This is a genomic window from Photobacterium sp. J15 (genome assembly GCF_963870815.1).
Classification (GTDB): Bacteria; Pseudomonadota; Gammaproteobacteria; order Enterobacterales; family Vibrionaceae; genus Photobacterium; species Photobacterium marinum.
This window is the reverse complement of record NZ_CAWMUI010000002.1, coordinates 171,709-185,916: the sequence shown is the minus strand read 5'-3', so window position 1 is coordinate 185,916 and position 14,208 is coordinate 171,709. Positions and strand designations below refer to the sequence as shown.

The following is a 14,208-nucleotide window of genomic DNA, read 5'->3' as shown; positions in this document are numbered from 1 at the left end:
GCTTTCGTCATCCTTATGTCAAAGTACGGTAAAATTATCTTTTATCTCAGTAAATTAAAACGGCTGTACTTAGAGAGCACAGCCGTTAATGATAAAGAACATTCAGTATGAACAATCAGTCTTCGCTGATTGCACCGATCTTATGAATTGCCAAGTCGGCACCGATATATTCTTCTTCGTCACTCAGACGCAGTCCAACCGTCTTCTTAATAACACCGTAAACGACCAAAGCCCCCACAAGCGCCACCAGAATACCTGCAACTGTGCCAATGAACTGGCTTGCCATACTTACACCGCCAAGGCCACCAAACGCTTCACTACCGAATATCCCGGCTGCGATACCGCCCCATGCACCACAGACACCATGCAGCGGCCAGACACCCAAAACATCATCAAGCTTCATCTTGTTTTGCATATAAGTGAAGAGCCACACAAAAAGTGCGCCGGCAACACCACCTGTAACCAGAGCGCCAACAGGGTGCATCAGGTCGGAGCCTGCACAGACTGCCACCAAGCCAGCCAACGGACCATTATGAATAAAGCCGGGGTCATTCTTACCAACAAACAGCGAAGTGACGATACCACCAACCATAGCCATCAGAGTATTCACCGCAACCAGACCACTGATACCATCCATGGTTTGTGCTGACATTACATTAAAGCCAAACCAGCCAATCGTCAGGATCCATGCCCCCAAAGCAAGAAGCGGGATGTTTGACGGTGCGAATGCAACCAAACGTCCACTGCGATAGCGTCCATTTCGAATACCCAGAAGAGCGACTACCACCAGCGCAACCCAGCCTCCGAAAGCATGAACAACAACCGAACCGGCAAAATCATGAAACCCGGCACCAAAGGTTGCTTCCAGCCAATCCTGAAAACCTAAATTTCCGTTCCAGACAATTCCTTCGAAAAACGGATAAACCAGACCAACAGTGAAAAAAGCACCGATCAACATCGGATAAAAACGCGCACGTTCGGCAATACCGCCAGAGATAATAGCCGGAATAGCTGCTGCGAACGTCATCAAGAAGAAAAACTTAACCAACTCATAGCCGTTGCCATCACTGAGATGCGCAGCTCCGGAAAGGAAGGTGGTGTCGTAGGCAACCCAGTAGCCAATAAAGAAATAGGCAATGGCGGAAAAGCCAAAATCGGCAATGATTTTTACCAGTGCATTTACCTGGTTTTTCTGCCTGACTGTACCAACTTCCAGAAAGGCAAATCCGGCGTGCATTGCGAGAACCATGATGGCTCCCATAAGAATAAATAAAGTATTTGAGCTTTGGATCAGTGTTTCTACTGCGCTGTTGATGTTGTCCACAAACGTCTCCACATCCTTGTTGGTTAATCATATTACGCAGTTAGCAGAGCAGTTTTTATGCCATTACGAACCATTTTGGGGAGCCAAATTAGCGCTTGTAATTATTGCGACTTAATTGACTGATTTATAAACAATAAAAACAACCAAAGGCGCACAACGATTGTGCGTTACACCATAAAGGTTAAAAAAATGTAAAGAAGAACAAAGGACCATGCTCACCCCCAGCGATCCATCATGGTGCAAAAAAAAATCACCTGCACCATGACAGCGCCCAGTTATACAACGCAGTAGTTATACCAAACACTTAGGTTACGCAACGGCCAAGCCAACAATCAGGACGTAGCAACCAGACAGGCTGCATCGACTAAAACGACAAGGCAGAGTCCCCTTGCAGATAAAAAGCTTACTAATACCAATATCGATCAAGTTCATACAAAGATGTTCAACCTAACTTTTAATTTCATAAATTCAGGAATCAAATTCACGTTAACATCAAAACAATATGAAATTAAATGCATCTAGATTATGTCTATCCGAAGTTGAACTATCTTCGTTTACATACCTCATCAAGTGATCGCTCAATCAGAGCAAAAGCCGTGGTCCGGTGGAGTATGGTGGTAAAGGCGCTCTTTTTTACCATCAGCATGACAGTACCTTTTTCTTTTTAACCCTACTGGCATCTATACGAATGCTATTAAGAAAGGATTCATCATGTTTAATTTATTTCCACGCAGAAACCCAACCCTTCCTCAAGATGACAGCAAACTAGAGCAGTTCAAACGTAAAATTCAGCTGAAATTCACTCAAGAACACTATGAATGGGATACTGAAAATCCGAATGTCGGGCCGGTGCCTATCGTTAAGCACGTTCCTAAAGAAGCCTTGCCAACACTGACCTGGGCCGTAAAAGTCGCCGAGGTACTAATTCCGGTGGTCGAAAACCTTATCGCCAATGTGAAAGATGCTACCGAACTTATCGACATAAAAGACGGCTTCCGAGAAGTCTCCGCTGCAATTGAACACATCAAACCGGGACAACAACTGGCATTGATCACTAACTCTAGCCTGATGCTTAAATCACTGATCAACATGTTCCAGAGACTGGTTCAGCAAGAAGTTCAGGAACACCGAGATGAAGCTGGCCTGCAAGCCTACAAAGATCTGTTTAAAAAGCTGCCACTGCCTGCTGTCGCTGAAGTCTTCCAGAAAAATGACTGCTTTGCACGTTTCCGCGTTGCCGGACAAAATCCGATGTTGATCCAAGGGATCACAGCGATACCTGCTAATTTCCCTGTCACAGAACAGGGTTATCAGAATGTCATGGGATCTGATGACTCTCTTGAGCAAGCAATTGCAGACAAGCGCCTATACCTGCTGGACTACCATGAGCTAGAACAACTTTCCGAACACTCACAACGACCAGATAAAAAAGTCTTTGCTCCTATGGCGCTGTTTTCGATTCCTAAAGGTAAGCAGTCACTCACTCCGGTAGCAATTCAAGATGGCCAGGATCCGACATCATCTGCCATCTTCTACGCCGTAGAAGACAACAGCGGCACACCAGAATATTGGCAATGGCAAGCTGCGATGACCATGGTTCAGGTTGCCGACGGTAACTATCATGAGCTTTTCGTTCACCTGGCCCGTACCCACTTAGTCATTGAAGCATTCACTATTTCAACCAACCGCTGTCTGGCTGAAACTCACCCAGTCAATATCCTGCTGCTTCCTCATTTCGAAGGAACCTTGTTTATCAATAACAGTGCAGCAAATTCACTGATCGCACCGGAAGGCCCAATTGATAATATTTTCGGCGGCAAAATCCAAGCCACTCAGCAGGCTGCAGGAACTGATCGGCTTAACATTGATTTCTACCAGTACATGCTGCCAAACGATCTGGCATCACGAAATGTCGATAACAAAGACTACCTGCCGGATTATCCGTATCGTGATGATGCCATCCTGGTCTGGGACGCTGTCCGTAACTGGACTCAGTCCTATATCGAGATTTATTACAAAGCAGATGATGACATTGTTAATGACTACGAACTGACTGCATGGACAGAGTCGTTAATGACTGAAGGTGCCATCAGTGGCTTTAAACCAATTACAACAAGAGAGCAGCTGGCAGATGTGTTAACTATGGTGATCTTCACCGCAAGTGCTCAGCATGCTGCTGTGAATTTCCCACAGCGAACACTGATGAGTTTTGCTCCGGCTGTCACCGGCGCCTTCTGGGCTGAAACCCCGTCCGATATTCACAGTGAAGAAGAATGGGTGAAAGCCCTGCCGCCTCTGAAGCAATCTCTGCAACAGCTATCGGTGTTAGAAGTGCTTGGTGGTGTTTATTACCGACAATTGGGCGAATATAAAACCAATGAGTTCCCTTACCTGAACTGGTTTGAAGATCCTGATATTACCAAAGACGGTGGGCCACTCGATCAGTTCCGACAAGCATTAAATGACATAGAAGAGGAAATTAATATTCGAAACCAAAACCGTGAGGAGTACAGCTATTTACTGCCAAGTAAAATTCCGGTCAGCATAAATATCTAATCCTCATATTGGCGGGGGGCTGCACGCTCCTCGCCTTTCATTTGATCTTTGAACACACCCAAGGTTACAGCGTCACACAAGTTAACTTAGGTAATCGATATACGAAACAATAGCGAGCTTATTAATGCCGAACTAAACATAAAAAAAAGAGGCCGAAGCCTCTCTTGCATCATAGTCGAATAGCAACATTCAAGTCTGATTAGTGGAAGTAATCCACTTGGCCCTTAAGCTCTTCAGATAACCCTTGAAGGTTTGTCGCACTCTGTGACGTCTGAGCAGCTACTTCGCGTCCCTGACGGTTCAGCTCGCTGATTTCAGTCGCATTCATTGCGATTTCCTGGCTAACCTGCGCCTGCTCTTCTGCTGTTGCGGCAATAGTCTCAGCCTGAGCAGCAATTTCAGTCACCTGAGTTGTGATACCTTCCAGCGCAATACCGGCCTGCATCGCCTGATCAGTAACTCGCTTACCGCGCTCCTGGCTTTCCGACATCATGGTCACAGCACTGCTGGTACAAGAACGCAGCTGCTCAATAATGCCAACCACTTCCTTCACTGACTCCTGAGTACGGTGTGCCAGAGTACGAACCTCATCAGCAACAACCGCAAAGCCTCGACCTTGCTCACCGGCACGGGCAGCCTCAATAGCCGCATTCAATGCCAACAGGTTAGTCTGCTCAGCAATTTCATCGATCATGCGTGTCACTGACTGAATGTTGTCACTTTCACGGCTTACCATATCGATAGCTTCTGCTGACTGAACCAACTGTTCGTTTAGGTTCGCCACTTCAATACTCACCTGAGAAACCAGTTCAGAGCCAGATGAGCTTTCTTCATTGGCAGAGCGCACATTTTCAGCAATAGCCTCAACCTGTTCAGCAACAGACTGCGCTGAAGAAGCCATTTCTTCGATTGCTGTTACCACTTGCTCAACCTGTTCCTGCTGAACATCAGCCTGGGTCAGGCTTTGGTTTGCATCATTAGAAACACTTGTTGCCTGTGAGTTTACAGATTCACTGGTCTGGCGGATCTCGCTGACCAACTCATTCAGCTTGGCAGCCATAGAAGACACACCGTATGTCAGACGAACAATCTCGTTACCTGAACTTGCCTCACCTGATTCCATCTGCAGAGTTACTTCACCCTGTCTCAGACGATCCATGTAACCGGTCAGTGTTGTCAGCGGGCGTGTCAGTTTACTCAAGAACAAACTCAAGATCAGGAAGGTCGCAACACCGGCCGCCAAAGCTACCATTACAATCACTTTCAGTAATTGCTGACTACCTTTGGTTACTTCATCAATGAAAGTACCGCCTAACAGTTTCCAGTTCCAGCCAGGAACTTCAGTGTAAACAAGGTACTTATCCCCGATAATGCCGTTGTGCTCATACGGGTAAGTCATGATCCCGCTCTTCGACTCAAAAATTGCGCCGAATGGTTTATTACCATTGTAATCAGACACATCCTGAATCTTTGCACCCTTCATTTTGTTAACCGGGTGGTATAGGTATATACCCTGAGCTTTGCTATCGTTGTCAACAACAATGGTATAGCCTGTATCACCCCAGGTATCTTTCGACACGCTGGCAAAAATTGCTTTAGATGCAGTATCAAGCGGAATCCCGATAAAAGAGATAGCCTGAACTTGACCCTGGCTGTTCTTAATCGGTGAATAGTAGGTCAAATATGCATGACCAAAAAGCTCCACCTTGGCATAGTATGGCTGACCGCTTTTCAGCTTAAGGAAACCCGAATGCCCCTGACCCAAAGTGGTGCCTAAAGTACGCTGGCCTGCATTGTCTTTCAAAGAGGTAGACACGCGAACAAAATCATTGCCCGATGCTGCAAAAAGGGTCGCAATGGCACCAGTATCATTAGTGAACCGATCAACAACATCAATGCTGTTAATCATCGATTCACCGTCTCGTACTATATTCTGCACCTGATGACCCGAAAAGTTGACGTTCTCGCCAGTAAATTTCAGACCATTTAAATATCCGTTTCTAAACGCACTTTCCAGCTCACGAGCATTTTCCAGGAAAACATCAAACTGACCAGCAATAGAAACCGCCAACGCATCCAACTTTGACTGATGCTCAGCCATTGTCTGCTCAAGCAAAATATCGGATGAATTACGGTAAACGACAGTGGCCGTTAAACTAAACGCAATCAGTAACAAAACACTGATCGCAAACTTTAATTGAAAACCAATACTTTTATTACTTATATTTTTCCACATACACCTATTCCGGAGACAAGTCTCCATTAATACCATCGAAAGGGTTGGAAATAATGTATTCACAAAGAAGGCATGTAAATAATAAATTGATAAATAATTACACAATCCGACACTTTATTGATCTCGCTTCACGCAGTTATGCACACTTATTAATAATAAAACGCGACCAATATCAAACCAGTTGATATGCTGACAATTGCTTTCAATACTTAAGCGAAACAAGATGAAATCTATAAATATCCAGAGCATCTAATTACCCCGCATGTCCACAAACATAAGCCAGAAAACAACGGGATAGCTTCATGATAATTAAGAAGTTAAGTAACTATTTATATAGTTAACCAAAGAGACATACCACCAGCTTTACCCACAAAACTGAAACAATCAACTGTATATTATTAGTATGATAAACATATACCTGCTTTAATAGTTTCGGGTTGATATTTTATTTCAAACCGTCTTTTCTGATTCGGATCAATGAACATAAAATGAACACCTCTGAGAACTGGAGATTTAAAGTTTATGGTGATATTAAATTACTAGTTAATTTGACTGTTTGACTTTAATAAAAGGAGATTTATTAAATGTTATGCCCTGAATGCAAGCAACCAATGATAAAATCAATGGACAAAACCAATCATTGCGTTGATATTAATTGCCCGCCATCAAGAACTCAATGCCCGAAATGTGACTCCCATAACACCGAATTAATCAATAAAAGCATCACAGATGCTGAATTAGAGTGCCATGATTGCTCAAATAACTGGACAATATCCAGAACATCCTGACTTTAAATATACTTTCTTATTATTAATTTATCTAACAAAGGGAATATAGCCCGGCTTTTTCTATTTTCGTCGGGCTTTTCTATATTCATAAGACGTTATGAATATAGTTTATATTTTTATCCTTAATACAAGCAATCACCCGCAATCAAACAGGTCATATTAAAACCAGCAGCCAGGTGAATCCAGCCAAAAGCATGGTAACAAACACAGCCGCAGAACCTATATCCTTGGCTCTTCCTGACAGTTCGTGATGCTCATGACCAATTCGGTCTACCACAGCCTCAACAGCTGAGTTTAACAACTCCACAATCACGACAAGAACCAAGCTGGCTACCATAGCTAATTGCTCTAACTTTGTTACCGGAAGAAAAAATGTGATCGTTGTCAGAATTGGCAGCAGTATCATCTCAAGCCTGAAGGCTTCTTCATATTTCCATGTCGCTTTTAAACCCTGAATAGAGTAACCAGTAGCATCTATAATCCGTTTAATTCCTGTCTCACCTGGCTTCATATATTTACTCTCTATTTCAAACATCTACAGTGAATTATATTGCACAGCAACCAATCCACCTAATAACAAAGAGATAAGTCTAATGCCTTAGAGGGATGAAAGCCTTTTAGCAAGTTACTTCATAAGGCCCGCATTTAACTCCCTCACCATGAACTAAAATAACGAATAATCATCCAATGAAAGGTTATTCGGCTTGAAAATAAGAACAGCCTGTAAAGCAGATATGCCGCAGATAGCAAAATTACACTCAAAAAGCTGGCAGGATATTTACAGAGGAGAATTGTCACACATATATCTCACCCGTGATATTTATCAAGACAGATACCAAGTCTGGCAACAGCGGTTTCAGCAACCACTAACAAACCAAAGAATATTTGTTGCCTGTGATAATAATGAAAAGACAATTCTTGGTTTCATTTGTTTTTATCTCAACAACCATCCGCAGTGGGGAACTCTTATAGAAAATCTCCACATAGACAAAAGCTGCAAAGGAAGGGGAGTAGGAAAACAACTGCTGCAGACCGCAGCCCGTTTATCCTATGAAGAATATACAGCCCATGGCATGTACCTTGAAGTGCAGGCCAGTAACACAGGTGCCCAGGCGTTTTATCAAAAATTCGGAGCCCGCCACTGCAAAACCCAACAATGGCAGGCTCCTGACGGAAGCCTGGTCAATGAATATGTCTACAGATGGGATTCCGCTGACCACCTGAAGCTCTCTATGCCTCACACAATTAGGGCTGCCAACTAATCCAGCCGGAACAGGTGGATATCACACGGCATCTGCCTGACCAAAGGCTCTGTTAGCGACATCATCAACTGTCGAATAATTCCTGACTGATGGTGACCTAGTACAAGCAAATCAACATCATACTTTTCGACGGCATTAATCATCTGATCTTCAATATAGCCGGTATAAAACAGGTGCTTGTAAACCGGGTAATTGGCCCCACGCAACAGCCGCTTCATAGCCTGAACCGATTCATAATGTTCTTTTTCATCCAAGTTAGCTTCATCAAACTCCCGAACACCCTCGTCCAAATGCCCAAGGTCCGGATCAATATGAATCACACTAAAGAGCGCATGATTGATTCTGGCCTGTTCTGCCGCCTTCAACACTAAATTCTCTGCGTTTTCATCCAGATTTAGCGCTAGCAATACATGTTTGTATCCCATAGGTTTCTCCTTCAACGCAGTTAGCCAATCAGCTTGATATCGTTAAGGCAAAATGCCTGATGATACAAAAACCATAGAAGATAAAACCGAAACAGAATAGTACTGTGAACACATTTTGTTTCAATCCTTTAACATTCGGTTTCGCACATAAGTAGTAAAAGCCCTTTCTCAACTGCTGGTCATCCGTGCCGATGTATAACGCTATACTGAACAGAGTAACTACTTAAATCTGTTGCATTGTTTGCTACAGCCCTTTTCAAACGCCGGAGCATTCCAATAAAACAAAGCAGCAAAGGCAGTGTTATGTATCAAGAATCGTTCATCGACTCCCTGTCAATTTTCATCATCCTGGGCCTGATTTTCGGGGCCATATTACTGATGTTTGAATTTGGTTATCGTCTGGCACAGCTTTTTCTGCCAAATAAAATCAGTAAGACCATCACCCCGATGGCAACCGGTCTTGCCAGCCTGCTGGCGTTCATACTTGCCATCACATTCAGCATGGCTGCGGCTAAGCACGACACAAGGAAGCAACTGGTTTTAAACGAGGCTAACCAGGTTGGAACCGCAGTTCTTCGAACCGAGCTGCTTGACGAGCCTTATCGGAGCAAAAGCAGAGAATTACTGAAAGAATATGTGAATCTGAGAGTGGTAGAGCAGCAAAGCGAGCGCAAAGCCAGAGTCAATGAGGTGATCCGTATCAGCGAAAACATTCAACAGCAACTATGGCAGCAGGCGGCCGCTGCCCATCATAAAGGAAAACCTGCAGCCAGCCGCCTGTATATTGAATCCCTGAATGAGGTGATTGATACCCACACAGAGCGTGTAAATAAAGGTATTCGGGGACGTATCCCAGCCAGCATCTGGTTTACACTCGGTTTACTTACTTTTCTGACCATTGCCCTGAATGGCATTCAGGTTGGCTCTCAGGGTCAAGATCGGACATTAGTCGCGTCACTGCCTTTTGCACTGGCTTTTTCTTTAGTACTTACACTGATCGTCGAACTAGATCGCCCAGTTCGTAGTATCATTGAAATCAGCCAGCAGCCGCTCATCGATCTCCGTGACAGCCTGAACATTAATTCGCCAAGTGATTGAAGCGAAACTACTCACTAGTTTCTGCCCCTTACGTGAGTGTGATCACAGTTACAAAATTCTGCATTTAGAGCGACCATATCTCGCTATCTATTAAGGCACTTGTACGATATATTTTGTTCCACCCATTTATTTGCGATTTAAATCACACTTTTGTGTTTATTTTTGCAGTGAATGGACATTAATATCATAAATCTATAACAACGTCAGAAAGGCACGCAAGGAGCGCCGTGAGTCATTACTATGAGTAAGGACAACAAACTGGTTAGGCAAAAAATAAAACAGGACTCTCAATCTCTGCTGAGAAAAACAAGAGCCACATTTTTAAAACAATATAAAAAAGCCGCTTGATGCGGCTTTTTTAATGCTCGAAAGGCACAACAACAGAACCTAATACCACCTGATGCCTGGTCGGAAACATCTTCTGCTCAAAGTGATCTGCACTGTTGGTTTCTCTGGTAACTGTCATCTCTTTTCTGTTGGCTACTTGCTGATAAACTACAGGCTGATTCTTTGCCGACGATGACTGCACATTGCTTCTGTCTGTTGACGCGACCAATGATGATGATATATCAACAGGCGCATTAACGTAACGCTCAGACTTATCGTCAAACATTGAGAACTTATCCAGCGCCAGAGCAGCCAGCGCAAACAGCACAATAATCAGATTAAACTGCATAGAATCCTCCTTTTCGCAATGCACTGTTTTTATTGATAGTGCAGAAAAGGAGGATGATCAAGATCACAAAAAAACTTTAATTAATCACGAAGAGATCCATAAACTCGTTTACCGGAGTTGCCTCCAAGCGGGTCTGATCGCTGCACAAATCAAAAATCGCCTGACAGGTTGCAACAGGGAAGCGGGTTTGCAAGTTACGCACAAACTTACGCTCCAACACCGGGATTCCTTCTTCACGACGACGGCGATGACCAATCGGGTATTCAACCGCGACTTTCTCTGTACAAGACCCATCCTTGAAATAAATCTGAATTGCATTGGCAATTGAACGTTTGTCTGATTCGAGATAGTCGGCGCTGTAACGTTTGTCTTCGATGATTTCCATCTTGTTACGCAGAACATCAATTCGCTCATCACCTTGATGAAATTCATCTTCGTAATACTCAGCCACCAGATCACCGTACAGCAATGGCACCGCAATCATGTATTGCAGGCAGTGGTCACGGTCTGCCGGATTGGCCAGATCACCGACTTTAGAGATGATCCGAATCGCTGATTCATGAGTTGTCACTTCAATACGGTCAATCACATCAATTCTGTCTCTGACCTTTTCATGCAGTGCTACTGCACATTCCACCGCAGTCTGAGCGTGAAACTCAGCCGGGAAAGAGATCTTGAACAGCACGTTTTCCATCACATAGCTGTTAAACGTCTGATTAACCTGAAACGGTTCACCATTGAACAACACATCGTAATAACCCCATTGTGATGCTGTCAGCACCGACGGCAATCCCATTTCTCCTTTCATGGTGATCATAGCAAGACGTACCGCCCGTGATGTGGCATCACCTGCTGCCCAGGATTTACGAGAACCGGCATTCGGCGCATGACGATACGTACGAAGTGAGCAACCGTCGACCCAGGCCTGGGAAACCGCATCAATGATCTTCTGACGATCACCACCCAGCATTTTGGTGACAACAGCAGTCGATGCCACCCGTACCAGCAACACATGATCAAGACCGACGCGATTGAAGCTGTTCTCCAGCGCCAGTACGCCCTGGATCTCGTGCGCTTTGATCATCGCCGTCAGCACATCACGCATGGTCAGCGGTGCTTTCCCCTGTGAAACAGCAACACGGCTAAGGTAATCGGCAGTGGCGAGAATCCCCCCCAGGTTATCGGACGGATGGCCCCACTCAGCCGCCAACCAGGTGTCATTGAAATCCAGCCAGCGAATGATACAACCGATATTAAACGCCGCCATCACAGGATCCAGTTCATGGGAAGTTCCCGGAACCCTAGCACCGTTCCTGACGGTAGTTCCCGGCACAACAGGGCCGAGATGCTTGGTACATTCAGGAAAACGTAGCGCCAACAAACCGCATCCCAGCGTATCCATCAGACAGTTACGGGCCGTATTGTAGGCTTCGTTTGATTCAATTTCAGTATTGACAACATACTCGGCAATCTGTACCAGCAGTTTATCCGGTTGCGGGCGTTCATTAATATCTACGTTCATACTCATTGTGTTATTCCCTGCTCAATTCGTTTACTTGTCTATTGCATCCGTACTGTTCTAACTACGTTGCTCAATAGGAAGCCACTCCTGGTGCTCTGGCCCGGTATAATCCGCACTCGGACGGATGATCCTGTTGTTGGCACGCTGCTCATAAACATGTGCCGCCCAGCCCGTAACCCGACTCATAACGAAAATAGGAGTGAATAACTTGGTAGGAATACCCATGAAGTGATAAGCCGATGCATGGAAAAAATCAGCATTGCAAAACAAGCCTTTCTCACGCTTCATGACCTGTTCAACACGTTCAGAAACCGCGTATAACGTAGTGTCACCGACATCTTTTGACAGTTTCTCTGACCATGCTTTGATAAGGGCATTACGCGGATCAGACTCACGATAGATTGCATGTCCGAATCCCATGATTTTTTCTTTCTGCTCAAGCATCTGCAAAATGCCGGCTTCCGCTTCGTCGGACGTCTGCCACTGCTCAATCATGGCCATTGCCGCTTCATTGGCCCCGCCATGCAACGGCCCGCGCAGGCTGCCAATCGCAGCAGTAATACAGGAATGGAGATCAGATAAAGTGGACGCACAAACCCTGGCAGTAAAAGTCGAGGCGTTGAACTCATGCTCGGCATAAAGCACTAATGAACAGTGCATCACCTGCTTATGCAGCTCAGACGGAGCCTTACCTGTCAGCATTTCGAGAAAATAACCGCCGATACTGTCCTGCCCACTGTTGGCGGTATCAATCCTGATACCATCATGACTGTAGCGATACCAATAGCAGATAATGGCCGGCAACATGGCAAGCAGAATGTCAGTCTTTTCCCACTGCTCAGAGAAATCCTGCTCCTGATCCAAATTTCCCAGCATAGAACACCCGGTTCGCATCACATCCATCGGGTGAGCATCAGCCGGAATCGCTTCCAATACCTGACATAATGCCGGCGGCAGACCGCGAGCTTCTTTCAGCACTTGTTTATAGCTATCAAGTTCTGCCTGTGTCGGTAATTTGCCCTTGAGCAGCAAATAGGCAACCTCTTCAAACTCAGCGTGTTTAGCAAGGTCAGTTATGTCATAACCACGGTAAGTCAGCCCAGTGCCGGTTTTACCGACCGTGCATAATGCGGTTACCCCGGCACTCTGGCCGCGAAGGCCAGCACCACCCAGAGGTTTATTGTTTAACGAGTTATCCTTTTTCTTATCAGCTACGGCTATCGCAGTCATAGCAGACTCCTTTCACTCTTCTGTGATTCACGTTATTGAAAAATATCTACCGTTATCTTTGTTTCCTGTTTTCTTCAGGCAAAAAAGAGCCTTACCACCCGATAACAGCAGCAGTTATGAATATTTTTCTTGGGTTTTCCACTAAATAAATGGTCTTCCCACTAATAAACGAAATACTAACTTGCCTGTATTTCAATACCTTCAGGAAGAGTTGTAGTTATGATTTATCGTTGAATAATTTATCGAGCTTCTGCTCATAGTCGTGGTAACCCAAAAAGCGATAGAGCTCTTCCCGGGTCTGCATAAACTCCACAACATTACGCTGATGCCCTTCTTGCTTGAGGTGCTGATACACATTCAGCGCAGCTTTGTTCATTGCCCGAAAGGCCGACAGTGGATAAAGCACCATATCCACTCCGCACTCAGCCAAATCATCGCAACCAAACAGCGGGGTCTGGCCAAACTCAGTAATATTGGCAAGAACCGGTACCTTAACCGCAGCAACGAACTCCCGAAACTGATCCAGCGTTTTAATCGCTTCAGGGAAAATCATATCGGCACCGGCTTCAACACAAGCAGCAGCCCTTTCTATTGCCGGGCCCATCCCTTCCACTGCCAATGCATCCGTTCGCGCCATAATGACAAAATCATCATCAGTTTTGGCATCGACCGCCGCCTTAATCCTGTCGACCATCTCACTCTGGCTGACAATGGCTTTATTAGGGCGGTGACCACAACGTTTCTGAGTAACCTGATCTTCCATGTGAACTGCAGCAGCCCCGGCTCGCTCCATTTCCTTGATTGTGCGCGCAATATTGAACGCGCCGCCAAAACCGGTATCAATATCCACCAGCAAAGGCACCTCTGTTGCGGCGGTGATCCGGCGGACATCCTCCAGCACATCGTTCAGCGTCGTAATCCCTAAATCCGGCAAGCCATAAGAGGCATTGGCAATACCACCACCGGAAAGATAAATCGCCTGGTGACCAACCTGCTCCGCCATCATGGCGCAATACGGATTAATGGTGCCGACAATCTGCAACGGATGATTGGCTGCAACGGCCTGCCTGAAGCGTTTTCCCGGGCTCATG

At 45.3% G+C, this 14,208-nt stretch carries 11 protein-coding genes; 3 read left to right on the top strand and 8 right to left on the bottom strand.

Annotation, left to right across the window (positions count from 1 at the left end):
• Positions 1-115 precede the first annotated feature (115 nt).
• Positions 116-1,324, bottom strand: a complete 1,209-nt coding sequence (locus AACQ93_RS17710) for an ammonium transporter (protein ID WP_064607231.1) — start codon at positions 1,322-1,324, stop codon at positions 116-118.
• A 711-nt stretch (positions 1,325-2,035) separates the two neighbouring features.
• Here AACQ93_RS17710 and AACQ93_RS17705 point away from each other — a divergent pair.
• Positions 2,036-3,880 (top strand): lipoxygenase family protein, encoded by a 1,845-nt coding sequence (locus AACQ93_RS17705; protein ID WP_064607228.1) that lies wholly within the window; start codon positions 2,036-2,038, stop codon positions 3,878-3,880.
• Between the two features lie 199 nt (positions 3,881-4,079).
• On the opposite strand, the gene AACQ93_RS17700 is transcribed toward AACQ93_RS17705, so the two are convergent.
• The gene (locus tag AACQ93_RS17700) at positions 4,080-6,116 is read right to left on the bottom strand and encodes a methyl-accepting chemotaxis protein (protein ID WP_064607225.1); all 2,037 of its coding nucleotides are present in this window, start codon (positions 6,114-6,116) and stop codon (positions 4,080-4,082) included.
• Positions 6,117-7,058: 942 nt separating this feature from the next.
• Complete coding sequence (locus tag AACQ93_RS17695; protein ID WP_064607222.1) at positions 7,059-7,415, bottom strand: diacylglycerol kinase; 357 nt, start codon at positions 7,413-7,415, stop codon at positions 7,059-7,061.
• A 193-nt stretch (positions 7,416-7,608) separates the two neighbouring features.
• Here AACQ93_RS17695 and AACQ93_RS17690 point away from each other — a divergent pair, with 193 nt between their 5' ends.
• Positions 7,609-8,166 (top strand): GNAT family N-acetyltransferase, encoded by a 558-nt coding sequence (locus AACQ93_RS17690; RefSeq protein ID WP_064607219.1) that lies wholly within the window; start codon positions 7,609-7,611, stop codon positions 8,164-8,166.
• Here AACQ93_RS17690 and AACQ93_RS17685 read toward each other — a convergent pair.
• Positions 8,163-8,591 carry a universal stress protein gene (locus tag AACQ93_RS17685; protein ID WP_064607216.1) on the bottom strand — a complete coding sequence of 143 codons (429 nt, stop codon included), beginning with the start codon at positions 8,589-8,591 and terminating at the stop codon, positions 8,163-8,165. The genes AACQ93_RS17690 and AACQ93_RS17685 overlap by 4 nt on opposite strands.
• Before the next feature lie 303 nt (positions 8,592-8,894).
• On the opposite strand from AACQ93_RS17685, the gene AACQ93_RS17680 reads away from it, so the two are divergent.
• Entirely contained in the window at positions 8,895-9,689 is a 795-nt protein-coding gene (locus AACQ93_RS17680) for a bestrophin-like domain (protein ID WP_064607213.1), read from the top strand.
• Between the two features lie 358 nt (positions 9,690-10,047).
• Here AACQ93_RS17680 and AACQ93_RS17675 read toward each other — a convergent pair whose 3' ends face one another.
• The 4 genes from AACQ93_RS17675 to prpB form a co-directional block, all read right to left on the bottom strand.
• Entirely contained in the window at positions 10,048-10,365 is a 318-nt protein-coding gene (locus AACQ93_RS17675; protein WP_064607210.1) for a hypothetical protein, read from the bottom strand.
• 76 nt (positions 10,366-10,441) lie between these two features.
• The gene (locus AACQ93_RS17670) at positions 10,442-11,893 is read right to left on the bottom strand and encodes a bifunctional 2-methylcitrate dehydratase/aconitate hydratase (protein WP_064607199.1); all 1,452 of its coding nucleotides are present in this window, start codon (positions 11,891-11,893) and stop codon (positions 10,442-10,444) included.
• 51 nt (positions 11,894-11,944) lie between these two features.
• Positions 11,945-13,117, bottom strand: coding sequence for a bifunctional 2-methylcitrate synthase/citrate synthase (gene prpC, locus AACQ93_RS17665; RefSeq protein ID WP_064607196.1), 1,173 nt, complete (start codon positions 13,115-13,117; stop codon positions 11,945-11,947).
• Between the two features lie 217 nt (positions 13,118-13,334).
• A complete protein-coding gene (gene prpB, locus AACQ93_RS17660; RefSeq protein ID WP_064607193.1) occupies positions 13,335-14,207 on the bottom strand; it encodes a methylisocitrate lyase in 873 nt (290 codons plus the stop codon).
• Position 14,208 lies beyond the last annotated feature (1 nt).